General features: G+C 66.6%; 21 protein-coding genes, 1 pseudogene and 2 riboswitches. Of the genes and pseudogenes, 6 read left to right on the forward strand and 16 right to left on the reverse strand.

Annotation, left to right across the window (positions count from 1 at the left end):
- Window positions 1-28 precede the first annotated feature (28 nt).
- The 4 genes from rluB to zwf all read right to left on the reverse strand — a co-directional run bounded on the left by rluB (window position 29) and on the right by zwf (window position 4223).
- Window positions 29-1090, reverse strand: a complete 1062-nt coding sequence (rluB, locus tag QE393_RS08900; protein WP_273807212.1) for a 23S rRNA pseudouridine(2605) synthase RluB — start codon at window positions 1088-1090, stop codon at window positions 29-31.
- A gap of 307 nt (window positions 1091-1397) precedes the next feature.
- Window positions 1398-2036, reverse strand: coding sequence for a bifunctional 4-hydroxy-2-oxoglutarate aldolase/2-dehydro-3-deoxy-phosphogluconate aldolase (locus QE393_RS08905; protein ID WP_058791468.1), 639 nt, complete (start codon window positions 2034-2036; stop codon window positions 1398-1400).
- Between the two features lie 20 nt (window positions 2037-2056).
- A complete protein-coding gene (gene pgl / locus QE393_RS08910; RefSeq protein WP_310043074.1) occupies window positions 2057-2767 on the reverse strand; it encodes a 6-phosphogluconolactonase in 711 nt (236 codons plus the stop codon).
- The gene (zwf, locus tag QE393_RS08915) at window positions 2754-4223 is read right to left on the reverse strand and encodes a glucose-6-phosphate dehydrogenase (RefSeq protein WP_273807210.1); all 1470 of its coding nucleotides are present in this window, start codon (window positions 4221-4223) and stop codon (window positions 2754-2756) included. The genes pgl and zwf overlap by 14 nt, the downstream gene beginning before the upstream one ends.
- Window positions 4224-4387: 164 nt before the next feature.
- On the opposite strand from zwf, the gene QE393_RS08920 reads away from it, so the two are divergent.
- A complete protein-coding gene (locus QE393_RS08920) occupies window positions 4388-5257 on the forward strand; it encodes a MurR/RpiR family transcriptional regulator (RefSeq protein ID WP_133860632.1) in 870 nt (289 codons plus the stop codon).
- Between the two features lie 189 nt (window positions 5258-5446).
- Here the strand turns inward: QE393_RS08920 and QE393_RS08925 are convergent, their stop codons facing one another.
- The 8 genes and pseudogenes from QE393_RS08925 to QE393_RS08955 form a co-directional block, all read right to left on the reverse strand.
- A complete protein-coding gene (locus QE393_RS08925) occupies window positions 5447-6496 on the reverse strand; it encodes an AI-2E family transporter (RefSeq protein ID WP_273807209.1) in 1050 nt (349 codons plus the stop codon).
- 123 nt (window positions 6497-6619) lie between these two features.
- Complete coding sequence (locus QE393_RS22515; protein WP_405046290.1) at window positions 6620-7375, reverse strand: methyl-accepting chemotaxis protein; 756 nt, start codon at window positions 7373-7375, stop codon at window positions 6620-6622.
- A gap of 150 nt (window positions 7376-7525) precedes the next feature.
- Window positions 7526-8422 (reverse strand): annotated as a pseudogene (locus QE393_RS22520) (cache domain-containing protein); the annotation flags it as partial.
- Window positions 8364-9701, reverse strand: coding sequence for an ATP-binding protein (locus QE393_RS08935; RefSeq protein WP_310043077.1), 1338 nt, complete (start codon window positions 9699-9701; stop codon window positions 8364-8366). The pseudogene QE393_RS22520 and the gene QE393_RS08935, both read right to left, overlap by 59 nt.
- Window positions 9698-10363 (reverse strand): response regulator transcription factor, encoded by a 666-nt coding sequence (locus tag QE393_RS08940; protein ID WP_310043078.1) that lies wholly within the window; start codon window positions 10361-10363, stop codon window positions 9698-9700. The genes QE393_RS08935 and QE393_RS08940 overlap by 4 nt, the downstream gene beginning before the upstream one ends.
- The gene (locus tag QE393_RS08945; protein ID WP_310043079.1) at window positions 10364-10639 is read right to left on the reverse strand and encodes a PepSY domain-containing protein; all 276 of its coding nucleotides are present in this window, start codon (window positions 10637-10639) and stop codon (window positions 10364-10366) included.
- 20 nt (window positions 10640-10659) lie between these two features.
- Complete coding sequence (locus QE393_RS08950; RefSeq protein WP_158896648.1) at window positions 10660-10968, reverse strand: PepSY domain-containing protein; 309 nt, start codon at window positions 10966-10968, stop codon at window positions 10660-10662.
- Window positions 10969-11042: 74 nt separating this feature from the next.
- Window positions 11043-11300 carry a DUF3253 domain-containing protein gene (locus QE393_RS08955; protein ID WP_273807203.1) on the reverse strand — a complete coding sequence of 86 codons (258 nt, stop codon included), beginning with the start codon at window positions 11298-11300 and terminating at the stop codon, window positions 11043-11045.
- A gap of 90 nt (window positions 11301-11390) precedes the next feature.
- Between QE393_RS08955 and QE393_RS08960 the strand changes: the two genes are divergently transcribed.
- The 4 genes from QE393_RS08960 (at window position 11391) to QE393_RS08975 (ending at window position 15286) form a co-directional block, all read left to right on the forward strand.
- On the forward strand, window positions 11391-12488 hold the full coding sequence (locus QE393_RS08960; protein ID WP_273807202.1) for a DNA topoisomerase IB: 1098 nt from the start codon (window positions 11391-11393) through the stop codon (window positions 12486-12488).
- A gap of 265 nt (window positions 12489-12753) precedes the next feature.
- Window positions 12754-13488: a zinc ABC transporter ATP-binding protein AztA gene (gene aztA / locus QE393_RS08965; protein ID WP_310043081.1), complete on the forward strand. Its 735-nt coding sequence runs from the start codon at window positions 12754-12756 to the stop codon at window positions 13486-13488.
- On the forward strand, window positions 13485-14354 hold the full coding sequence (locus tag QE393_RS08970) for a metal ABC transporter permease (RefSeq protein WP_273807200.1): 870 nt from the start codon (window positions 13485-13487) through the stop codon (window positions 14352-14354). Before aztA ends, QE393_RS08970 begins: the two co-directional genes overlap by 4 nt.
- A gap of 11 nt (window positions 14355-14365) precedes the next feature.
- Window positions 14366-15286 carry a metal ABC transporter substrate-binding protein gene (locus QE393_RS08975; protein WP_273807199.1) on the forward strand — a complete coding sequence of 307 codons (921 nt, stop codon included), beginning with the start codon at window positions 14366-14368 and terminating at the stop codon, window positions 15284-15286.
- A gap of 128 nt (window positions 15287-15414) precedes the next feature.
- Here the strand turns inward: QE393_RS08975 and QE393_RS08980 are convergent, their stop codons facing one another.
- From QE393_RS08980 to cobW, 4 genes are read right to left on the reverse strand one after another with little or no spacing between them, the layout of a single operon-like run.
- Window positions 15415-16023, reverse strand: a complete 609-nt coding sequence (locus QE393_RS08980; RefSeq protein ID WP_405046291.1) for a vWA domain-containing protein — start codon at window positions 16021-16023, stop codon at window positions 15415-15417.
- Between the two features lie 56 nt (window positions 16024-16079).
- Entirely contained in the window at window positions 16080-17123 is a 1044-nt protein-coding gene (locus QE393_RS08985) for an ATP-binding protein (protein ID WP_273807197.1), read from the reverse strand.
- A gap of 1 nt (window position 17124) precedes the next feature.
- Entirely contained in the window at window positions 17125-20874 is a 3750-nt protein-coding gene (cobN, locus tag QE393_RS08990; protein ID WP_273807196.1) for a cobaltochelatase subunit CobN, read from the reverse strand.
- 6 nt (window positions 20875-20880) lie between these two features.
- Entirely contained in the window at window positions 20881-21933 is a 1053-nt protein-coding gene (gene cobW, locus QE393_RS08995) for a cobalamin biosynthesis protein CobW (RefSeq protein WP_273807195.1), read from the reverse strand.
- Window positions 21934-22035: 102 nt separating this feature from the next.
- Window positions 22036-22356: riboswitch (cobalamin riboswitch) on the reverse strand.
- Between the two features lie 203 nt (window positions 22357-22559).
- Window positions 22560-22898, forward strand: a riboswitch (cobalamin riboswitch).
- Between the two features lie 85 nt (window positions 22899-22983).
- On the opposite strand from cobW, the gene QE393_RS09000 reads away from it, so the two are divergent.
- A complete protein-coding gene (locus tag QE393_RS09000; RefSeq protein ID WP_273807194.1) occupies window positions 22984-23166 on the forward strand; it encodes a CbtB-domain containing protein in 183 nt (60 codons plus the stop codon).
- Window positions 23167-23168: the final 2 nt, after the last annotated feature.

Raw genomic sequence — 23168 nt, forward strand, 5'->3', positions numbered from 1 at the left:
GTCGCCTGGGGCCAGGCGACCTCTCTGCTTAGCGGCGACCGCCCTTGCCGGTACCGCCACCGCTCGGACCACGACGCGGCGCGATGCCCGGCGAGGTACGGCCCTTGCTGACCGGCTTGCGGCCCATTTCGCTGGGACGCTCGGCCACGGCCGACCCCTGGGGCTTGCTGGCCTTGCCCGTCTTGTTGAGCTTGTTGCGCGAACCCCGACCGGCATCGATCGGCCGCGCGGTCTTGCGCTGCTGACGCTCGAGCTTTTCCTTGGTCTTGCCGCCCATGGACGGCAGCGCTACCGGCGGCAGGCCGACTTCTCCGGCGAGGATGTCGATCTCCCCCTGGGTCATCTCGCGCCAGCGCCCGACCGGCAGATCGCTGGTCATGAACACCGGACCGAAACGTACGCGCTTCAGTCGGCTCACCACCAGGCCCTGGGATTCCCACAGCCGCCGTACTTCGCGGTTGCGGCCTTCCATCACCACGCAATGGAACCAGTGGTTGAAGCCGTCGCCTTCCGGCGCCTGCTGGACGTCGGTGAAGCGCGCCGGGCCGTCTTCGAGGATCACCCCGTTCTTCAGGCGCAGCAGCATCTCTTCGGTCACCTCGCCCCGTACCCGTACCGCGTACTCGCGGTCCATCTGGTAGGACGGGTGCATCAGCCGGTTGGCCAGTTCGCCATCGGTGGTGAACAGCAGCAGGCCGGTGGTGTTGATGTCCAGGCGACCGACATTGATCCAGCGGCCCTGCTTGGGCTTGGGCAGGCGGTCGAAGACAGTGGGCCGACCTTCGGGATCGTCACGGGTGCAGATCTCGCCCTCGGGCTTGTTGTAGATCAGCACGCGCCGCACCACTTCCTCGGCCTGGTCACGCTTGAGCAGACGTCCGTCCACTGCGATGGCGTCCTTGGGCATGACCCTCAGACCCAGGGGCGCGACCACGCCGTTGACCTTGATGCGGCCTTCGCCGATCCAGGCTTCGACGTCGCGCCGCGAGCCGACGCCCAGGCGCGACAGCACCTTCTGCAGCTTTTCGCCAGCCGGCGCGGGGACGGTTTCATCGAGGGATTCGTTTGGGGGATTCTTGTCGAGGGTCATCAGGCACCTCCCGGTGTAGTGGACGACAAAGGCGCCGCGGAACGGGCGCCAGGAAAAAGACAGGGGCGCATGATAGCGCCCCTGCTCGCGCCAGCCTAGCGAGTGTGGTGTCTCAGAAATTGACTGCACAATCTTGGCGGCACTTTTTCGGCTTTGGCGGCGTTGCCCTCCTCGCCATAGCCCTGCTATGACTGGTCCCGGCGCCTGGCCACACCGGGGCGCCGAACTGCCAAAAAATCACCCGCCCATTCTTGCGCGAACTTCAGAGACAACACACTAGCCCGGCAGGTGACGGATGGCCGCAGGCTCAGTCCAGGGTGGCCAGGGCTTCGCGGCAGAGCTGCTCGACGCGCGTCCAGTCCTTGGCTTTCACCACGTCGCCGGGCAGCATCCAGCTGCCGCCGACGCACAGCAGGTTGGGCTGCTGAAAGTAGTTCTTCACGTTGCCCGGGTTGACGCCACCGGTGGGGCAGAACTTGAGTTCGGCGAAGGGACCGGCGAAAGCCTTGAGTGCGTCGACGCCACCATAGACGTTGGCGGGAAACAGCTTGAAGCGACGATAACCCAGGCGGTAGGCCTGCATGATCTCCGAGGGCGTGGCGATGCCCGGCAGCAGCGGGATGGGCGCCGATACCCCGGCCTGGAGAATTTCCTCGGTGGTGCCCGGAGTGACGATGAACTGGGCGCCAGCCTCGACCGCAGCGTCGAACATCCGCACGTCCAGCACGGTGCCCACGCCAACATCCAGCTCAGGACGTTCCTGGCGCAGCAGGCGCACCGCGTCCAGTCCGTGGGCCGATCTCAGGGTGATTTCCAGGGCGGTGAGCCCCCCCGCGGCCATGGCGTCGGCGAAGGGCAGCACGTCGGCGGGATCGTTGATCACGATCACCGGCAGGATCCGCGCGCGGGCGCACAGGGCATCTAGGGTCGCGATCTTGTTCTGCATGTCCAAAACTCAACTCCTCGTCAGGGGCACCAATAGACGACCAGGGGTTCGCGCAGGAACGCCCTGATCGGAGTGGCCAGCTCGTCGCCCGCGGCCAGAGCGGTTTCCAGCACCTGTCGCTTGCCCGCACCCTGGATGGCGAGGATCTGCTGCCGCGCGCGACTCAGGTAGGCCCGGCTCAGGGTGATGCGGGTCTGAGGCGCGGACGGTGCCACGCCGGGAAAACTCAGGCGCTCGCTGGCCGGATCCAGGGCCGCTTCCAGGCCGGGACTGCCGGGGAACAGCGAGGCGGTATGGGCGTCGTCGCCCATGCCCAGCACCAGCACATCGGGGGTCGCCAGGCTGTCGCGCAGCCGGGCCTCGGTCTGGGCCATGCCCTCTTCCGTGGAAGCGGCCGGGCTATAGAGATCGACGAAACCGGCGGCGGCAGCGGGTCCCTGGAACAGGTGCTGGCGCAACAGACCGGCATTGCTGTCCGGATGGTCACCGGGTACCCAGCGCTCGTCCGCCAGGGTGACCAGCACCTTGGACCAGTCCAGCTCGGCCTGCGCCAGGCGCTCCAGGAAGGGCACCGGACTGCGGCCACCGGAAACGATCAGCAACGCCTCGCCGCGCGCCGCCAGGGCCTCGCGCAGCGCCGTGGTGACCGTCTCGGCCAGCGCCGTGGCGTGGGCCTCGCGGTCGGGCAATTCACGCAGGGTCACACCCTGCCCCAGATCAGACGTCGCCATACCAGGATCTCCCGTCTCGTGCGATCAGTGCGATGGAGGTCAGCGGACCCCAGCTGCCGGCGGCATAGGACTTGGGCGAGTCGCCCATTTTCGACCAGCCATCCATCAGCTGATCGCACCACTTCCAGGCCGCTTCGATCTCGTCCTTGCGGACGAACAGCGACTGATTGCCCTGCATGACTTCCAGCAGCAGTCGCTCGTAGGCATCCGGCGTGCGCAGGTGCTTGAAGGTCTCGGAGAAATTGAGCTGCAGCGGACCGCTGCGCAGCTGCATGCCCTTGCGCAGGCCCTGGTCCTTGCTCATCACCTGCAGCGAAATGCCTTCGTCCGGCTGGATGCGGATGATCAGGCGGTTGCTGATCAGGCTGCGCTGCTCGGGGGCGAAGATGTAGTGCGGGGGTTCCTTGAAGTGGATGACGATCTGCGACAGCTTCTGTGGCATGCGCTTGCCGGTACGCAGATAGAAAGGCACGCCCGACCAGCGCCAGTTGCGGATGTCCGCGCGGATGGCGACAAAGGTCTCGGTGCGGCTTTCGGTGTTGGAATTGGGTTCTTCCAGATAACCCGGCACCGGCTTGCCGTCGCTGTAGCCGGAGGTGTACTGACCCAGGACCACGCGGCTGGCGAGCTGGTCGGCGGTAATGGGCTCCAGCGCCTTGAGGACCTTGACCTTCTCGTCACGGATGCTGTCGGCCGACAGATCCGCCGGCGGGTCCATGGCGGTCAGGCAGAGCAGCTGCAGCAGGTGGTTCTGCACCATGTCGCGCAACTGGCCGGCCTGGTCGAAATAGCCCCAGCGACCCTCGATCCCGACCTTCTCGGCCACGGTGATTTCCACGTGGGAAATGTAGTTCTGGTTCCACTGGGTCTCGAACAGGCTGTTGGCGAATCTCAGGGCGATGAGGTTCTGCACGGTCTCCTTGCCCAGGTAATGGTCGATGCGGTAGACGCGGTCTTCGGGGAAGAAGCGCGCCACCGCGTCGTTGACCACCTTGGAGGATTCCAGGTCGTAGCCGATGGGCTTTTCCATCACCACCCGGGTGCGCTCGCACAGGCCGACGGCGGCGAGGTTCTCGCAGATGGCACTGTAGACCAGCGCCGGGGTGGCGAAATAGGCGATCAGTGGCGAGGTCTCGCCCACATCCTCGGCAAGTCCCGTATAGTCTTCGCGATTGCGAAAATCGACGGCGCGATAGCCCAGGCGACCGCGCATCCGGGTCCATACCGCTTCGTCCCAATCGGCCTTGGGCACATAGTGGCGCAGGCGCTCCTCGATGTGCTCCAGCTGCTTGACCCCATCGCCCTGGTCACGCGCCAGCGCCATGATGCGGGTATCCTCGTGCAGCAGACCTTCGCGATCCAGCTGGTAAAGGGCAGGGAAAAGTTTGCGCAGGGCCAGGTCGCCCAACGCGCCGAAGATTGCCAGGGTACAGGGTAGAACTCGGACGCCAGCCATAAATATTCGTTCTTTTACTTAAAGTTTGAGATATTCCAGCACTATCATAGGGGAGCTGGGGCGATTCGCGTAGTCTTTATATTAAAAAATACGGTGCAGGGGTAAGCCCGGCCCATACCTTTTATAGCCTTAGGATAGAGGCACAACAACCACTAGGAGTTCTCATGGATCGTGCCAGCACCCTGCTGCAAACCATCCAGAACCGCATCGGCGAACTCAACCGCGCGGAACGCAAGGTCGCCGAGGTCATCCTGCAAAATCCCCGGCAGGCCACGCGCTACACCATCGCGGCCCTGGCCCAGGCGGCGCAGGTCAGCGAGCCCACCGTCAATCGCTTCTGCCGCTCCCTGGGCGTGAGCGGCTACCCGGAGATGAAGATCCAGCTGGCGCAGAGCATCGCCAGCGGCGCGGTCTATGTCAGCCAGGCGGTGGAAGCCAACGACGAATCCGAAGCCTACGCGGAAAAGATCTTCAGCAGCACCATCGCCTCGCTGGACAGCGCCCGCCAGCGACTGGACGCCCGCACCGTGGATCGCGCGGTGGACCTGATGATCCAGGCGCGGCAGATCCACTTCTTCGGCCTGGGCGCCTCGGCCCCCGTGGCCCTGGACGCCCAGCACAAGTTCTTTCGCTTCAACATGGCGGTGTCGGCGCATTCGGACGTGCTGATGCAGCGGATGCTCGCCTCCATCGCCAGGACCGGTGATCTCTTCGTGATCATCTCCTACACCGGTCGCACACGCGAACTGGTGGACGTGGCCAAGCTGGCGCGGGACAACGGCGCCTCGGTGCTGGGCCTCACCGCCAGCAACACCCCGCTGGCCAAGGTCTGCACCCACAGCCTGGACATCCCGCTGCCGGAAGACACCGACATCTACATGCCCATGACCTCGCGGATCATCCAGCTCACCGTGCTGGACATCCTGGCTACCGGGGTCACGCTCAAGCGCGGCGTGGATTTCCAGCCGCACCTGCGCAAGGTCAAGGAAAGCCTGGTCGCGACCCGCTATCCCTCGGAGCCCGACCAGGGCTGAGCGCCCTGGTCACTGTGCAAAACCTGCTTACGGTCTCGCGAGCCAGAGCCAAACAAGGCCTAGGCGGCCCCACGCAAGCGCCTGAGGAAGCGGAGTTTACCTGGAGTAAACGAGCATTCCGACAGGCTGGCCTTCCAGGGCGATTTCGACGCGTTTCGCTCCGACGCGCAGCAGATCGTAAGCAGGTTTTTAGATGTCGTCGCGGTGGCTGAACAGGTCCCAGGTCGACATGAACAGCGCGGCGATCAGCGGGCCGATCACGAAACCGTTCAGGCCGAACAGCGACATGCCGCCAATGGTTGAGATCAGCACCACGTAGTCGGGCATCTTGGTGTCCTTGCCGACCAGGATGGGGCGCAGCAGGTTGTCCACCAGGCCGATCACCACCACGGCGAAGACGATCAGGATGACCCCTTTGATCACTGACCCGGTCGCCAGGAAGTAGATGGCCACCGGCACCCAGATCAGCGCCGAGCCGACCGCCGGCAGCAGCGACAGGAAGGCCATCAGGGTGCCCCAGAGCACCGCCCCCTGGACACCCAGCACGCCGAGGATGAAGCCGCCCAAGGCGCCCTGTACCACGGCGACGATGATGTTGCCCTTGACCGTGGCGCGCACCACGGCGGTGAACTTGGCCATCAGGCTGCGCTTGTGCATGTCGCTCAGCGGAATGGCCTTGCGGATCAGCGCCACTAGCTGCGAACCATCGCGCAGCAGGAAGAACAGCAGATAGAGCATCACGCCGAAGCCGATCAGGAACTGGAAGGTCCCCTGGCCGAAGCTGAAGGCCTGGGTAGCGACGAACTGGCTGCCCTGCATGGCGCCTTCGGAGAGCTTCTGGCGAATGCCATCCAGGTCGCCGGCACCGAAGCGCTCCAGCACGCCACGCACCGAACCCGGCAAGGCGCCCCAGATCTGCTGATAGTACTGGCCGAAGTTGAGCTGACCGCTGCTGACCTGCTGGTACAGCAGCGAGCCTTCCTGCACCAGGGAGATGGCGATGAACACCACCGGCAGGATGACGATGAGCAGGATCACGAACAGGGTGCAGAGCGCCCCCAGGTTGCGTCTGTTGTTGAAGCGCCGGACGAACCAGCGCTGCAGTGGGGCGAACAGGATGGCGAGGATGGCGCCCCAGAACACCGCCCCCAGGAAGGGCGTGAGGATCCAGATGAAGGCCAGCGAGACCACCACCAGCAGGATCAGGAACGTCTTGTTTTCCAGCCGAGCACTTTTCATTGGCTTTCGCGATTCCAAACAAGGATGACAGGCCTTGCTTAGAGCCTCGGAAGCCGTGGGGTTCCCATAAGCACCCCCAACTCGGCCCGAAGAGGCGCGCCGGCATGGCCGGCGCGCCCGGGATCATACCCGAAACTGACGGACCAGGCCGTCCAGGCGCTCGCCCAGGCCGACCATGCCGGCGGTGTTGCGCGCGCCCTGCTGGGCCCCCTGGGCCATGCTGTCGACGGCATTGGCGATGGTGTGGACGCTGCGATTGACCTCTTCGGCCACCGCCGTCTGCTCCTCGGCGGCACTGGCGATCTGGGTGTTCATGGCGTTGATGGTGGCGATCAGCTCGCTGATCGCGGCCAGGGCGGTACCGGCCTGCTCGGCCTGGGCCGTGGTGGCCTCGCCCATGCCGCCCGAGCGCTCCATGGCCCCGACCGCACGGCCGGTGGCCTGTTGCAGGCGATCGATCATGCCTTGGATTTCCTGGGTGCTCTGCTGGGTCCGGCTGGCCAGGGCCCGTACCTCGTCGGCGACCACGGCGAAACCGCGACCGGCCTCGCCCGCCCGGGCCGCTTCGATGGCGGCGTTGAGCGCCAGCAGGTTGGTCTGCTCGGCAATGGCGCGAATCACGTCGAGCACGCCGACGATGGCCCCCACATCCTGCTTGAGACCATCCAGGGACACGCTGCTCTGGCGTACCTCCTCGACCAGTTCGTGGATGCGCGCCACGCTGGCGGCGACCGTTTCGCTGGCCAGCCGGCCCTTTTCCTCGGTCTGCCGGGTGGCTTCGGAGGCCTGCAGGGCACTGCTCGCCACTTCCTGGGCCGCCGCGGACATCTGGTTGATGGCGGTGGCCACCTGGTCGGTCTCGCTGCGCTGGCGCTGCATGTCGCGATCGGTGCGCTGGGCCTGCTGGGCGACGTCGTCGAGCAGGCCGGTGAACTGGTGGGTGATGTCGACGACCTGGGCGATGGTGCCCTGGATGCGATCGACGAAGCGATTGAAGGCGGCGGCCAGTTCACCGATCTCGTCGCGCCCGTTGACCGGCAGGCGGCGGGTCAGATCGCCCTCCCCGGCCGCGATGTCGTCGAGATTCTCCCGGATCTGCGCCAGCGGCCTGAGAGTGCGGGCGGCAAACAGCTGCGCGGCGATGCCGATCACCACCAGCAGCACCCCGGCCACGCCGAAGATCAGCCAGAGCTGGTCCTGGGTGCGCTTGGCGACCTGCTGGGCCACGGCAGCGACCTCGGCCTCCACGCCATCCAGATTCACCGCCGAGCCGATCACCAGATCCCATTTGGGCAGGTAGTCGGTGTAGGCGAGCTTGGGCACCAGCACGTCCTTGTTGCCGGGCAGCGAAGAGCTGTAGCGACTGAAATGCGATCCATCCTTGCCGACCCGCACCAGTTCCTGGTTGAGGTAGAGGCCACTGGGATCGCGATTGTCCTTGAAGCTCTTGCCGATACCGGCCGGATCGTTGCCCTTGAACAGGCGGACCACGTTGGAATCGTAGCCGAAGAGGTAGCCGTCCTTGCCGTAGCTGATGGCCGACAGCAGGCCGATAGCCTCCTTGCGCGCCTCGGTATCGCCTGCGGCGGCCTTGTCGTAGAGCGGCTTGACCACGGTCATGGCCGCTTCCACGGTGTTCTGCAGGGCGCTGCGACTCTGGACCATCAGCCGCTCGCGAGCGTCGGCGACGTCCCTGGCAGCCTGCTCGTGCAAGACCCAATAGGACAGTCCACCCAGCACCAGCGTGAACAGGCAGACGGGCAGGACTGCCAGTAAGGTGACTTTGAATTTGAGGCTCACGAGGTTCTCCTTGGTCGCAAGAGCTTGGACCGTTATCGGCGCCCTGCCCGATAACTTGACCAGGAAGTCACTTGAGTGACGGGGTGCGCGCTGGCGCCGGCAGCCGGATGACCACTGCCAGCCCACCCAGCCCGGAGGTCTCGAGAACGAGGGTTCCGCCGCAGCTGTCGACGATATCCTTGGCGATTCCCAGCCCCAGGCCGTGACCGCTGACCGCTTCATCCAGCCGGGCACCCCGATCGAGGATGGTCTCGCGCTGGGCTTCCGGCACACCGGGTCCGTCGTCCTCGATCTGGATCAGATAGCCTTCGGCATCCTGCGCCACCTCCAGCCGAACCTGCTGATCCGCCCATTTGCCGGCGTTGTCCAGCAGGGTGCCGAACAATTCCAGCAGGTCTTCCCGGTCCCAGGGCAGCCGCAGCCCCGCGGGTAGCCGGCACTCGAACTGCAGGTGCTCGCCATGCAGCCGATTGAGCAGCGTGCAGAGCTCGCGAAGCTCGGCGCCGTCCAGGTGCGCGCCCGGCAGGGCCTCGCCGGCCAGCCGCGCACGGCGCAATTCCCGCTCCAGGCGCTGGCGGATACGGCCCAGTTGTTCGCGCAACACCTCGCGCTGTTCGGGCATCGCCTGCAAGTCGGGACGCTCGGCCAGGCTGGTCAGCACCGCCAGCGGGGTCTTGAGCGCATGACCCAGATTGCCGATGCCATGCCGCGCGCGCTTGAGGCCGTCTTCGGTGTGGCGCAGCAGGGCATTCATTTCTCCCACCAGCGGTTCGAGCTCGGCCGGCACGCTGGCGTCCAGCGTCGAACGGCGTCCCTGATGCAGCTGGGCGATCTGCTCGCGTACTTGCTCCAGCGGGCGCAGCGCCCGGCGCACGATCAGCCGTTGCAGCAGCAGGACCAGCAGCAAGGTCGCCAGCCCCAACGAGCCACCGAACGCGAGGATGCGCGCCAGGTTGCTCAGCAGGGGATTGTAGTCGTCGGCGACCGTTACCTGCACCGCCTGGCCATAGCGCTGGTAATCGGCGCGGTAGGCGAGCAATCGCTGGCCACTGGGGCCATCCGCGAGGGTCTCGCTCAGGCCGTTGCCCGGCGGCGCTTCCAGTTGCGCGTCCCACAGCGAGCGCGAGCGCCAGCGGATGCCCAGCGCCGGGATCTCGATAAGGAAGTAGCGGCCGGACAGCGGCCGGGTATAGAGACTGCCCAGCCGCCCCTCGTCCAGCTGCAGACCATGGGGCCCGCGCACCAGGGCGGCGAGCAGGTTTTCCGTCTCGCCGCGCAGTCCGGTTTCCAGATAACGGCGCAGGGCATGGTCCACCAGCCAGGCTCCGCCCAGCACCAGCACCAGACCGGCGACCAGCAGGATGGCCACCAGCCCGCCCCTGAGCCGGGCCTGGATGGATTTCAATCGACACCGCCCAGGCGATAGCCCTGGCCGCGCCGCGTCTCGATGACCGCACGCCCCAGCTTGCGCCGCAGATGATTGACGTGGACCTCGATGACATTGGAATCGCGCTCGCTCTCGCCGTCGTAGAGATGGTCGTTGAGCCGCGTCTTCGACAGGATCTGCCCGGGATGCAGCAGGAAGCAGCGCAGCAGGCGAAATTCCGCCGCGCTCAGGGCGATGGTTTCGCTGCCACGCACCACGCATTGGCGCGCCTCGTCGAGCGCGAGTCCGGCGGCCTGCAGCAGCGGCTGGTTGGCCACACCGCGTGCCCGCCGCAGCAAGGCGGCGATGCGCAAGCCCAGCTCTTCGGGGTGGAAGGGTTTGGTGAGGTAGTCATCGGCCCCTGCCTTGAGGCCGTCGATGCGCTCCGCCCAGCTGTCGCGGGCGGTCAGGATCAGCACCGGAGTCGCCAGCGCCTTCGCACGCCACTCCCCGAGCACCTCCAGCCCGGGCCGGCCGGGCAGGCCCAGGTCGAGAACGATGAGGTCATAGGGTTCCTGGGCGCCCTGCCAAACGGCGTCGCGGCCATCGGCCAGCCAGTCGATGGCGTAGCCCTGCCGCGTGAGGAACGCCGTGATCTCGTCGGCCAGGGCCACATCGTCTTCCACCAGCAACAGGCGCATCTAGTCGTCCACCTCATCCTTCATGATGGCGCCATCCATCGCACCGATTTCCAGTTCGCGGACGACATCGCCGACGAGGATCTCGATCTCGTAGCGATACTGGCCGTCCTCCTCTTCCAGTTCGGCTTCCAGCAGCCGCGCCTGGGGATAGCGTTCGTCGACCCGCTGCAGCAGGCTCTCCAGGGGCCGGATCACACCTTCCTTGCGCAGCCTGAGGGCCTCGTCCTGATCCAAGTCGCGGGCCTGGATCAGGGGCGAGAGGCTGCCGAGCAGCACTAGCCCGGCGAGGCCGACGGTCAGTCGTCGCGCTGGTCTTTCAGGACTTCGCCAGTGGTGGCGTCGAGTTCCAGATCCCATTTCACACCTTTGGGGTCACGCAGTTCCAGTTGGTAGATGTAGCGCCCGTACTCTTCTTCCAGTTCGGTCTCGTGGGTCGTCGACCCCGGATGCTTGGCAATGGCGGCCTGGTTGAGCACCTCGAAGCTCTTGATCTTGCCGCTGTCACGCAGCTTGAGGGCTTCATCGGGGCCGAGATCCCGGGCCTGGGCGACGCCCATACCGGTGAGCAGGAGGGCGGCAGTCGCGAGGGCGGTAAGCTTTTTCATGATGATTCTCTCTGGTTGCTGTTTGATCTGGGTCCAGAGTAGCGATCCGCCATTAATCGAAACTTAAACGCCGATTAAGCCAGGCTTAAGCGGATCGGGCCACGCCAGGGCGCTTCGGCCTCCAGGGCTTCGCCCTTCTGCGTCACCTGCAGCCGGCCCTCGCGCGCCAGCTCACGCGCCATGGCGCGCAGGGGCTCCATCAGTGGCCGCCAGTCCGCAGCCAGGTCACGCGCCACCTCCGACGGACAGAAGGTCGTCCCCGGACGGCGCGCCTGCGCCTTGGCCAGCAAGGCTTCGCGCAATTGTGCGTCGGTCGGCTTGAGCGCGGTCATGAGAACCGGGTCCCTTCTCCTGGAGTCCACCGTTTCGACCAGGAAATTGTCGGTGCAGTCATGACCTCTCGCTCGAAAGTCTCGAAAGTAATGCAACGCCTCGCCCAGACCGACCTGCCCATCCCCGCCGATGAGCGTGACGACACCGGTACCGCCCTCTGCACGCCCTTGCCGCCCGACCTCAATTACGTCGATGACAGCCAGGCGGGCCTGAGTCGACGCAAGCTGCGCGGCAAGTGGGCCTATTTCACCCCAGACGGCGAACGAATCCGCGATCAGGCGGAAGTCGAGCGCATCAACAAGCTGGCCATTCCGCCGGCCTATACCGAGGTCTGGATCTGCCCCGACGCCAATGGCCATCTGCAGGCCACCGGACGCGACGCCCGCGGGCGCAAGCAGTATCGCTACCACCCGCGCTGGCGCGAGATCCGCGATACCGACAAGTATGAACGGATGCTGGCGTTCGGTCAGGCACTGCCCAAGCTGCGGCAGCGCGTTGAAGAGGACCTCGCCCGGCGCGGCCTGTGTCGGGAAAAGGTCATGGCCACCGTCATCAGCCTGCTCGATGCCACGCTCATCCGGGTAGGCAATGCCCAGTACGCCAAGAGCAACAAGTCCTATGGCCTCACCACCCTGCGCAACCGACATGCCGAGGTGCATGGCAATACCATCGCCTTCCACTTCCGTGGCAAGAGCGGGGTGGAGCACGACATCAAGGTCAGCGATCCCCGCTTGGCGCGAACCGTGAAAAAGTGTCTGGAGCTGCCCGGCCAGCATCTCTTTCAGTATGTGGATGGGGACGGCGACCGCCATACCGTCACCTCGTCCGACGTCAACGCCTACCTGCATGAACTCACGGGCGCAGACTTCACCGCCAAGGACTACCGCACCTGGGCCGGCAGTGCCCTCGCGCTGGAAGCCCTGCGCGAGTTGCGTTGTGAAACCCAGACCGACGCCAAGAAGGAGCTGGTGGACATGGTCAAGGCGGTGTCGCGCACCCTGGGCAATACCCCGGCGGTGTGTCGCAAGTGCTATATCCACCCGGGTGTGCTGGATGCCTTCCTCGCGGGCGACCTCTGCACCCTGCCCAAGCCGCGCAAGCGCAAGGGGCTCAAGGAGGAAGAGGTGCTGCTGCTCAACTTCCTGCAACGGCTGGAGCAGCGGATGGCGGAGACCCAGGCCGCCTGACGAGGCGCTGCCGCCCTGCCCCTCGCCGGGGGTGGGGCGCGTTCCGCGATAGACGCCAGCCCTGCTCGCCCAGCGTGATTCTTCCAAGCCAGCCTGATGACGCCTCTGCATTTGTTATGTTATAACTTTTGCACGTTATTCAAGGCTCAGTCATGGCATCCCCTCGCGCTTCCCTCCTCCTCCTTTCCGTGCCCATTCGGCTGTCGCTCGCCGCCCTCCCGCTGGTCGCGCTTTGGCTGGCCGTGCTCTGGGCGGTCGCCCTGCCATGAGCGCCGCCATCGAACTGCAGGACCTGACCCTGGCCTATCAGCGGCATCCGGCCATCCATCACCTCAGTGGTTGCTTCCGCACCGGCAGCCTGACCGCCATCGTCGGCCCCAACGGGGCGGGCAAGTCCACCCTGCTCAAGGCCATTGCCGGCACCCTGAGACCGGTCAGTGGTCGCGTGGACCGGGCCGTGCCCCAGCGCCGCCTGGGCTATCTGCCGCAGGCCGCGGAGATCGACCGCAGCTTTCCCCTGAGCGTGCTGGAAACCGTGATACTGGGCGCCTGGCGCGGCCTGGGCATCTGGCGAGGGGTCACCGCCGCCCATCGCGAGGAAGCCTCCCGGGCGTTGCAGGCGGTTGGCCTCGAAGGCCTCGAGGATCGCCTGGTCGGCGCCCTGTCCTCCGGGCAATTCCAGCGGGTGCTGTTCGCCCGGCTGTTGTTGCAGGATGCGCCGGTGCTGCTGCTGGACGAGCCCTTCACCGCCATCGATGCCCGCACCACCGCGGACCTGCTGACCATCGTCCGTCGCTGGCATGGCCAGGGCCGCACGGTGATCGCCGTGCTGCACGACCTGGAGCAGGTTCGCCAGCACTTCCCCGAGACCCTGCTGCTGGCCCGGGAAGCCATCGCCTGGGGCGCCACCGATCAGGTGCTGGTCAGCGACCATCTGGCCCGCGCGCGCAATCTCGCCGAGCACTGGGACGCCAATGCGGCGGTCTGTGAGCGCGCATGACCCTCTATCAACTCCTGTTCGAACCCTTCGTCGAATTCGGTTTCATGCGCCGCGCGCTGGTGGCCTGCCTGGCCCTGGCGCTGGGCGCCGGGCCGGTCGGCGTCCTGCTGATGCTCAGGCGCATGAGTCTGGTGGGCGATGCCATGAGCCACGCCGTGCTGCCAGGCGCGGCCCTGGGCTTCATGGTCGCCGGGCTTTCGCTACCGGCCATGGGCATCGGCGGGATGCTTGCCGGACTGCTGGTGGCCGGACTCGCCGGCCTGGTCAGCCGCTTCACCAGCCAGCGTGAGGATGCCAGTTTCGCCAGCTTCTACCTGATCTCCCTGGCCGCCGGGGTGCTCATCGTGTCGCTGCACGGCTCCAGTGTGGACCTGCTGCATGTGCTGTTCGGCACCATCCTGGCGATCGACGCCACGGCGCTCTACCTGGTCGCCGGCATCGCCACCCTGTCGCTGGTGGTGCTGGCGGTGATCTACCGGCCACTCGCGCTGGAGTGCTTCGATCCGGGCTTCCTGCGCGCCGTGGGCGGGCGCGGCTCGCTCTATCACCTGCTGTTCCTGCTGCTGGTGGTGCTCAACCTGGTCGCCGGCTTCCAGGCGCTGGGTACCCTGATGGCGGTGGGCCTGATGATGCTGCCGGCCACCGCGGCGCGCTTCTGGGCCAACAGCCTGCCCGGACTGATGGCGGTGGCCAGCCTGATCGCCAGTCTCAGCGGCCTGATCGGCCTGGTGCTGTCCTATCACCTCGGCTGCGCCTCGGGTCCGGCCATCGTCCTGACCGCGGGCGGCTGCTACCTCTTCTCCCTGCTGTTCGGTCGCCTGGGACTGTACCGGCGGCTGCGCCCTCGCCCTCACCTCACCCACTGAAAGGAGTCACCATGAAATCCCTGTTTTCCCTAGGCGCTGCCCTGCTGCTCGCCGCCATCGGCCAGGCCCAGGCCGCACCGGTCAAGGCCGTCGCCACCTTTACCGTGATCGCCGACGTGGTCAGACAGGTTGGTGGCGACCAGGTGCAGGTTTCCTCCCTGGTCGGTCCCAATGGCGATCCCCATGCCTACGAACCGACGCCCACGGATGCCCAGGCGCTGAAACAGGCCGATGTGGTGTTCATGAGCGGGCTGCACCTGGAAGGCTGGATGGATCGCCTGATCAAGGCCTCCGGCCAGGCGCGCCCGCCGGTGGTGCTCAGCGAGGGGATCAAGACCCGCGAGATGGCGGAAGACGAGGACGAGCACGGCCATGACGACCATGGTCACGACCACGGGGGTATCGATCCCCATGTCTGGAACAACCCGCTCAACGTGGTCGTCTACACCCGCAACGTGGTGAAGGCGCTGTCCGCGGTCGATCCCGCGGATGCCGCCACCTTCGAGGCCAACGGCGATCGCTACATCGCCGAACTGGAAGCCTTGGATCGCTATGCCCGCGAACAGATCGGTCAGGTACCCAGGGCGAAACGCAAGGTACTCACCTCCCACGACGCCTTCGGCTATTTCGCCGATGCCTATGGCGTGACCTTCATCTCGCCGCTCGGGCTGTCGACCGAGGCCGAGGCGTCTGCCCAGGATGTCGCCAAGCTGATCCGCCAGATCAAGCAGGAACACGTCGCCACCTACTTCTTCGAGAACTCCAACGATCCGCGCCTGGTACAGCAGATCGCCAAGGCCAGCGGAGCCCAGCCGGGTGGCGAGCTGTACGTCGAGGCCCTGTCGCCGGCAGACGGCCCGGCTGCCACCTATGCGGCCATGTTCCGCTACAACGTGGATACCCTGGTCAAGGCCATGAAAGGCGGGCATTGAGATTCGAGGTCCTCTGGTAGGTCGGCGCCGAGCGCAGCGAAGCCCAACGGCGTGAGGGTCGAGTCGCTCAATGTTGGGCTTCGACGATGGAGCCGTCTCAACCCAACCTACGCAGAAAGGCTGGCTGGCTAGACCACCGGCATCTCTTCCAGGTGCCGGTACTCCGCGCCCAGGCGCCGGGCGAGTTCCCCGGCTCGTCGCAGGCGCAGCGGCCCCAGTTCGATATCCAGCACCTGGACAGGGCAGTCCGGCACTGCCAGCCCTTCCAGGTCGCGCAGGCGTCCGTCCGTGACCAACAGCAGCTGGCACTCCTCGCCAGGATACTGCCGGCGGCGACTTTTCAGCCATTGCTGAGCTTCGGTCAGGCCCGCCAGCAAGGGCGTTCCGCCTCCTGCTCCCAGCTGCTCCAGCCAGGCCTGCAAGGCCCGGCCGCTGCGCTGGCCCTGGAAAGACCATTCCGGTCGCTCCCCCGCCGTCTGCAGGACCGCGACCCTGACCCGCTGGCGGTAGGCCTGCTCGAACCAGTCGGCCAGCAGCCCCTTGGCCTGGGCCAGGGCGCCGTGGCGGCGGGTGGACGCGGAGTGATCGACGATCACCAGCCAGAGCTGAGCCGGGCGCTGCTGGCGCGGTTGCCGCAAGAGATCGTCAACGCGACGCGGACGACCCCGGAGCAGCGTCGGCACCCAGGCGATGGGACCTGCCGTGCCCGGCGAACGGGCGCCCTGACGCCCGCCCAGGGCCTTGCCCGTCCCGCTTCGGGCATCGCGATCCGGGGCATGAGGTGATCGGACGCCTAGGGCTTTTTTGCCGGGCCCAACCGGCGCCTGGGCCCAGTCGCGGTGGGCTCCGGTGCCAGGGCACCCCAACCATCGCCCTCACCCTGCGCAGGATTGGCATTACCCTGCTTTTGTTGATGGCCAGGATCCTGCTCCGGAGTGTCAGAAGCTGAATCATCCTGAAGGGGTGGTATTACTGTTGGAGTATCAGGTAACTCGCGGCGCCGATGGCGCAGGGCGAATTCGGCCACGGCGGCGATATCGATTTCTTCGATCGCCCGAGCGCCGCGCCAGGCGGCATGGGCGCGAGCCGCGCGCAACCAGACCAGATCGGCACGCAGGCCGTCGACCCCGGCCTGGTGGCAGCCTGCGGTGATGGCTTCCAGGGCGGCATCGTCCAGCGGGATGTCCGCCAGCCGCGCACGGGCCGCGGCGCAGCGCTGACGCAGTTCCGCCTGCGCCGGCTCCCACTGGGCATTGAAGGCTGGCGGATCGCTATCGAAGGCCAGGCGGCGGCGCAGGATCTCGGCCCGCTCCCTTGGAGCCGGCCGGTTGTCCAGCGCCAGGGCGAAGCCAAAGCGATCCAGCAATTGCGGACGCAGCTCGCCCTCCTCCGGATTCATGGTGCCTACCAGCAGGAAGCGGGCGGCGTGCTCGTGGGAAATGCCGTCGCGCTCCACCCGGTTGACCCCACTGGCCGCCACGTCCAGCAGCAGATCCACCAGGTGATCCGGCAGCAGATTGACCTCGTCGACATAAAGCACGCCGCCATCGGCCGCCGCCAGCACGCCTGGCGCGAAGCGGGCCCGCCCCTCGCCGAGGGCCGCCTCCAGATCCAGGGTGCCGACGATGCGTTCCTCGCTGGCACCCAGCGGCAAGGTCACGAAGGGACCGCCCCCGAGCAGATCGGCGAGGCCCCGGGCCAGGGTCGACTTGGCCATGCCCCGGGGGCCTTCGATCAATACGCCGCCGATACGGGGATCGATGGCGTTGAGACACAGGGCCAGCTTCAGGGATTCGGCGCCGACCACGGCGGCCAGGGGAAAGACGGGAGCGGTCATCTCAGGCTTCATCCATATCCATCAGGAGCTGTTCGAGGGCCTCACGGTAGTCGCCTGGCTCCTGCCAGAGCCCGCGCTGCTGGGCTTCCAGCAGGCGTTCGGTCATGTCGCGCAGGGCCTCGGGGTTGTGACGTTCGACGAAGTCGCGGGTATCGGCATCGAGCAGATAGGCATCGGCCAGTTGCCGGTACTGGTGATCCTCGACCAGTTCGGTGGTAGCGCCGAAACCGAACAGATAGTCCACGGTGGCAGCCATCTCGAAGGCGCCCTTGTAGCCATGGCGCTTCATGCCGGCGATCCACTTGGGATTAGCCGCCCGGGAGCGCACCACGCGGCCCAGCTCCTCCTTGAGGGTACGGATCCTGGGCAGGTCGGCCTGGGCGTGATCGCCGAAGTAGCTGGCACGCCGCTGGCCGCTCAGGGTCTCGGCAGCGGCCAGCATGCCGCCCTGGAACTGGTAGTAGTCGTTGGAATCGAGCAGGTCGTGCTCGCGGTTGTCCTGGTTCTGCAGTACGGCCTGCAGGCGACCCAGGCGGCGCGAGAAGTCGTCACGGGCGGCGGTGCCCTCATCCTCGGCGCCATAGGCATAGCTGCCCCAGTTGAGATAGGCAGTGGCCAGTTCGCTGCGATCCTGCCACTGGCGCTCTTCCACCGCGCCCTGGACACCGGCGCCATAGGCACCGGGCTGGGCGCCGAAGATGCGCCAGCCGGCCTGACGCCGAGCGAGGTCAGCATCGGTACCGGCCGCTTCCAGGGCAGCGCGCTCGCGGCGTACCTGGGCCGCCAGCGGATTGAGGTCGTCCGGCTCGTCCAGCGCGGCGATCGCCTGGACGGCGGCGTCGAACAGCCGTACCAGTCCACCGAAGGCATCGCGGAAGAAACCGGAGATGCGCAGGGTGACATCCACCCGCGGGCGATCCAGCAGCGACAGCGGCAGGATCTCGAAGTCCTCGACCCGGGCACTACCGGTCTGCCATACCGGGCGCACACCCAGCAGGGCCATGGCCTGGGCGATGTCGTCGCCGCCGGTTCTCATGGTCGCGGTGCCCCAGACCGAGAGACCCAGCTGGCGAAGGTGGTCGCCCTCCTCCTGCAGATGACGCTCCAGCAGCAGGTTGGCCGACTGCCAACCGAGGCGCCAGGCAGTCATGCTCGGCAGGTTGCGCACGTCCACGGAAAAGAAGTTGCGCCCGGTGGGTAGTACGTCCAGCCGTCCGCGGCTGGGCGCGCCGCTGGGTCCGGCGGGAACGAAACGTCCCTCCAGCGCCCTCAGCAGGCCGCCGATTTCGGCGGGACCGCAGCCGTCCAGGGCCGGCGCGACCTGGCCGGCCAGGTGCTCCAGCACCGGGCGGGTGGCAGGCAGCTCGTCCAGCGCCAACGGCAGCGGCTCGGCATCGACCGTCGCGGCCACCAGGGCCAATGCCAGGAGCTCCAACCGCTCCCGGGTATCGCCCAGGGTGCGCCAGGGTTCGCTCGACAACCCCTCCAGGCACGCCGGACGTGGCCCCTGCCAGGACTCGCCGAGGTCGGCGGCCAGGGGATCGAACCCCAGCTGCAGGTCCTTGGCCAGCACTCGCAGCAGGCTGGCATTGGCGCCCTGGGCATCGCCCCGGGGAATGCGCAGCAGGGCCACCAGGGTATCGCGACGCAGCTGGCCAGTCGGGGATTCACCGAACACATGCAGGCCGTCGCGGATCTGGGACTCCTTGAGGTCGCACAGGTAGGCGTCCAGCTGCGGCAGCCAGCTGTCCGGATCATCGGTGATCACCAGCCCCAGTTCGCGATCCAGGGCGGTTTCGCGTACCAGTTGCAGGATCTCGCCGCGCAACTCGGTGGCGCGTCGGAGGTCCAGCAGGCTGGCGTCATAGTATTCGTCGGCCAGGCGCTCCAGGTCGCGCAGCGGCCCGTAGCTCTCGGCGCGGGTCAGCGGCGGCATCAGATGGTCGATGATCACCGCCTGGGTGCGCCGCTTGGCCTGGGCACCCTCGCCCGGATCGTTGACGATGAAGGGATAGACGTTGGGCAGCGGTCCGAGGATGGCGTCCGGCCAACACTCCGCCGACAGCCCGACGCCCTTGCCCGGTAACCACTCCAGATTGCCGTGCTTGCCCAGATGCACCACGGCCTGGGCGCCATAGGCTTCGCGCAGCCAGAAATAGAAGGCCAGGTAGCCATGGGGCGGCACCAGCGCAGGATCGTGGTAGACCGCCGCCGGATCGACGTCGTAGCCACGCGCCGGCTGGATGCCGACGAAGGTCAGGCCGAAGCGCACCCCGGCCACCATGAGCCGACCCCGACGGTGCATGGGATCGGCCTCGGGCGCGCCCCATCTTTCGGTCACCGCCTGCTGCAGGCTGAGGGGCAACTGGGCGAACAGCGACTGGTAGTCCTGCAGCGCTAGACTCTGCAGGGCCGGGCGCAGGTCGCGCAGGGCGCTGTCGTTGGTCACGCCACCGAGCAGCCGCTCGATCAGGGCGGTACCGCTTGCGGGCAGATTGGCCACCGGATAGCCCACCGTCTGCAGCGCCTGCAGCACCTTGAGTGCCGCCGCCGGGGTATCCAGGCCGACGCCGTTGCCGATCCGACCATCGCGGGTGGGATAGTTGGCCAGGATCAGGGCAATGCGCTTGTCCGCTGCGGGACGCCGCGCCAGTTCGATCCAGCTGCGCGCCAGCCGCGCGACAAAGGCCATGCGCTCGCCATCGGCCTGGTAGTTGACCACGTCGCTCTGGCCGCGCTCGCAGCGCCAGGCCAGGCCCTTGAAACTGATCGGCCGGGTGATGATGCGCCCGTCCAGTTCCGGCAGGGCGATGTGCATGGCCAGGTCGCGGGCGCCCAGCCCCTGGGGATTTTCCTGCCAGCGTTCGCGATTGTCCTGGGCGCAGATGGCCTGGAGGACCGGTACCGGCCGGCGGAACGGCGTCAGCGTCGGCCGCTCCGGACTGGACTGGGCGAAGCCGGTGGTATTGAGGATCAGTGCAGTATCGGTCTCGTCCAGCAGCCGTTCCACCTCATGCAGGCAGGCCGACTCCTTGAGACTGGCCACGGCGATGGGCAGCGGATTCAGGCCCTGGCCTTCAAGCTGCTGGCAGAAGACATCGACGAAGGCGGTGTTGGCCGACTGCAGGTGGGTGCGATAGAACAGCAGCGCCGCGGTGGGCCAGTCCGGTCGCCAGCGCTGACGCCAGCCATCCAGGCCCAGGGCGTCTGGGTGATAGACGGCCACCCGGGGCAATTCCCGTGGGGGCTCGTAGGTGTAGCGGGCATCCAGGCACTCGCTGGCCAGGCAATGCAGGAAATCCCGGGCATTGCCCAGGCCGCCCTGGCGCAGATAGCGCCACAGCCGTTCGGCCAGCTCGGGCGCTACCGTACCCAGGGCCATCAGTTCCGGATCGGGTCGATCGCAACCGGGCACCGCGATCAGGGTCAGTCCCCGCGCGGCCAGCTCGGCTAGCCGCTCCATGCCATAGCGCCAGTAACCCTGGCCGCCATGCAGGGAGATGAACACCACCCGCGCCTGGTTCAGCACCTCCTCGACATAGAGATCCACCGAGGCGTGGTTCTGCAGCTGCATGGGATTGGCCAGGCGCAGACTCGGATAGCCGTCGTCCAGGCTGCGGGTCGCCTCGGCCAGCAGCGCCAGGTGCGAATCGCCACTGCAGAGCACGACGATCTCGCCCGGCGTCTGCGCCAGGTGGGCGATGCCGTCGTCCGGGACGAAACCGCCCGGCTGGGTACGCAGCAGATGCATCCGGGGTCAGGCGACCGCGGCGCGCAACTGGGCGGTGATGGCCGCCTGGTCCAGCTGCTGACCGATCAGCACCAGCTGGGTGCTTCGGGTCTCGCCGGTCTTCCAGGCACGGTCGAAATGCTTGTCGAAGCGGGTGCCCACGCCCTGCACCAGCAGCCGCAATGGCTTGCCGGCGATGGCGGCGAAACCCTTCACCCGCAGGACACCATGACGCTCGACCACCTCGGTCAGGGCCGCCAGGAGGGTCGCTTCCGCCACCTCGGGCAACTCGACGCCAAAGGAGTCGAATTCGTCGTGGTCATGGTCCTCATGACCTTCGAGGTCATGGTGGGTCGGACGGCTGTCGATATGGGCCTCGGACTCGGCCTGCAGGCCCAGCAGCACCGACAACGGCAGCACGCCGCGACTGGCTTCCACCACCTTGACCGCCGGCGGCAGCTCTTCGCTCACCTCGGCACGTACCCGGGCCAGGGCCTCGGCGTCCAGGCCGTCGGCCTTGTTGAGGATCACCAGATCGGCACTGGCGAGCTGGTCTTCGAACAACTCGTGCAGCGGCGATTCATGGTCGAGGTTGGGGTCCTGCCGACGCTGGGCATCCACCTGCTCCGGATAGGCGGCGAAGGTACCGGCCGCCACCGCTGGGCTGTCGACCACGGTGATCACCGCATCCACGGTGCAGGCGGTGCGGATCTCCGGCCACTGGAAGGCCTGTACCAGGGGCTTGGGCAGGGCCAGGCCGCTGGTTTCGATGAGGATGTGGTCAATGTCGCCCCGCCGCGCCACCAGCTCCTTCATCACCGGGAAGAATTCTTCCTGCACGGTGCAGCACAGGCAGCCATTGGCCAATTCGAAGACGCGGCCCTGGGCCTCCTCCTCGCTACAGCCGATGCTGCACTGGCGGAGGATCTCACCGTCGATGCCCAACTCGCCGAATTCGTTGACGATCACCGCGATGCGCCGGCCCTCGGCGTGATCGAGCATGTGCCGCAGCAGGGTGGTCTTGCCGGAACCGAGGAAGCCGGTAACGATGGTGACGGGAGTCTTGGCCAGGGTTTTCATGGGCTGCCCTTAGAGAAAAAGCGAAAAAAGACGGGCAGGCATGCCGGACGCCCGCATGACGGCGAGGCCCTGGTGGCAGCCCGGATCACCCCGCCCGGTTGCGTGTTCGAAACGTGACGAGGCAGGTCTCCTGGCTCGCGGCGCCTGACTCCGGCCTTCCCGCGTGAGCAGTGGCCTTAGAGCTTGTTCATAATTTCGCGAGCGAGAGGCAAACAAGGCGAAGATGCTTGAGGAAGCGGAGTTTACGAATGGTAAATGAGCATTCCGAAAGCATCTTCAACGCAGTTTGGCCAACGCGCAGCACATTAAGAACAGGCTCTGTGGAGTGGCTGAAGATGCCGCTTACAGTTGCGGGGGCAGCCGCGGTATCACACCGCGTTCCCTTTCAAGCTCTTGCATAGAGCCTGTTCATAATCTCGCGAGCGAGAGACCAACAAGGCGAAAAGGCCTGAGGAAGCGGAGTTTACGAGTGGTAAACGAGCATTCCGAAGGCGTTTTCAACGCGATTGGGCCGACGCGCAGCAGATTATGGGCAGGCTCCTAGAGCACCTCGAAGGCCGACAGGCTACGAGTGCCCCGCCGGGGTGTCAATCGGCCAGGCTTGACCAGCGGACGAGGCGCGTGGTCTGCTCGCCGTTGCTTCAGGTGTCGCGACTCCGCCATGGGTCGCGGTGAAACGGGAAGCCGGTCCGAGTCCGGCACTGCCCCCGCAACGGTAGACGAGCGCAGGATCACGATGCCACCCGGCCGGCAAGTCTGGGGAAGGCGATCCTGGTAGTTGCACAGGCATGCGGTAATGAGCGAGCTAGCGCCTGGCAAGGCGAAACCTTCCAAGGAAGCGCAGTTTACCGAGCGTAAATGAGCATTCCGCAGAAGGGTTCAACGCAGCCAGGCCGACGCGCAGCCAAGACCGCGCCCTGCAACCCTCGTGAGTCCGGAGACCGGCCTGCTGCTTTCAAGCAACCCGCGGTGGGCGGTCGTGCTGGACGGCGGCCGCCTGCGGCCCGCTGCCTCGGCGCGTCCCTGCCGCTTCGACTCCGAGGCCCTGCCATGACCGCTACCCGCTCGACCGCCCTGCCCCAGACCAGTACCCGTGCCCAGCGCCTGACCGCTACCCTGCTCGCCTGCCTGCTCGGCTTGAGCCTGGTGTTCCTGGCGGGCTTCTCCCATGTCGAGGCCCTGCACAACGGTGCCCACGATACCCGCCACAGCGAAGGCTTCCCCTGCCACTAGAA

Origin of the sequence: Pseudomonas sp. SORGH_AS_0211 (assembly GCF_031453455.1) — a bacterium.
Lineage (GTDB): Bacteria > Pseudomonadota > Gammaproteobacteria > Pseudomonadales > Pseudomonadaceae > Chryseomonas > Chryseomonas aestiva.

Coding starts and splice junctions, on each gene's coding strand:
- cobW (WP_273807195.1), bottom strand. CDS start 21,933: ATGAAAACCCTGGCCAAGACTCCCGTCACCATCGTTACCGGCTTCCTC.
- QE393_RS08955 (WP_273807203.1), bottom strand. CDS start 11,300: ATGACCGCGCTCAAGCCGACCGACGCACAATTGCGCGAAGCCTTGCTG.
- QE393_RS09000 (WP_273807194.1), top strand. CDS start 22,984: ATGACCGCTACCCGCTCGACCGCCCTGCCCCAGACCAGTACCCGTGCC.
- QE393_RS08905 (WP_058791468.1), bottom strand. CDS start 2,036: ATGCAGAACAAGATCGCGACCCTAGATGCCCTGTGCGCCCGCGCGCGG.
- QE393_RS08970 (WP_273807200.1), top strand. CDS start 13,485: ATGACCCTCTATCAACTCCTGTTCGAACCCTTCGTCGAATTCGGTTTC.
- QE393_RS08940 (WP_310043078.1), bottom strand. CDS start 10,363: ATGCGCCTGTTGCTGGTGGAAGACGATGTGGCCCTGGCCGACGAGATC.
- zwf (WP_273807210.1), bottom strand. CDS start 4,223: ATGGCTGGCGTCCGAGTTCTACCCTGTACCCTGGCAATCTTCGGCGCG.
- aztA (WP_310043081.1), top strand. CDS start 12,754: ATGAGCGCCGCCATCGAACTGCAGGACCTGACCCTGGCCTATCAGCGG.
- rluB (WP_273807212.1), bottom strand. CDS start 1,090: ATGACCCTCGACAAGAATCCCCCAAACGAATCCCTCGATGAAACCGTC.
- QE393_RS08985 (WP_273807197.1), bottom strand. CDS start 17,123: ATGACCGCTCCCGTCTTTCCCCTGGCCGCCGTGGTCGGCGCCGAATCC.
- QE393_RS08925 (WP_273807209.1), bottom strand. CDS start 6,496: ATGAAAAGTGCTCGGCTGGAAAACAAGACGTTCCTGATCCTGCTGGTG.
- QE393_RS08950 (WP_158896648.1), bottom strand. CDS start 10,968: ATGAAAAAGCTTACCGCCCTCGCGACTGCCGCCCTCCTGCTCACCGGT.
- QE393_RS22515 (WP_405046290.1), bottom strand. CDS start 7,375: ATGCAGCGCCAGCGCAGCGAGACCGACCAGGTGGCCACCGCCATCAAC.
- cobN (WP_273807196.1), bottom strand. CDS start 20,874: ATGCATCTGCTGCGTACCCAGCCGGGCGGTTTCGTCCCGGACGACGGC.
- QE393_RS08920 (WP_133860632.1), top strand. CDS start 4,388: ATGGATCGTGCCAGCACCCTGCTGCAAACCATCCAGAACCGCATCGGC.
- pgl (WP_310043074.1), bottom strand. CDS start 2,767: ATGGCGACGTCTGATCTGGGGCAGGGTGTGACCCTGCGTGAATTGCCC.
- QE393_RS08960 (WP_273807202.1), top strand. CDS start 11,391: ATGCAACGCCTCGCCCAGACCGACCTGCCCATCCCCGCCGATGAGCGT.
- QE393_RS08975 (WP_273807199.1), top strand. CDS start 14,366: ATGAAATCCCTGTTTTCCCTAGGCGCTGCCCTGCTGCTCGCCGCCATC.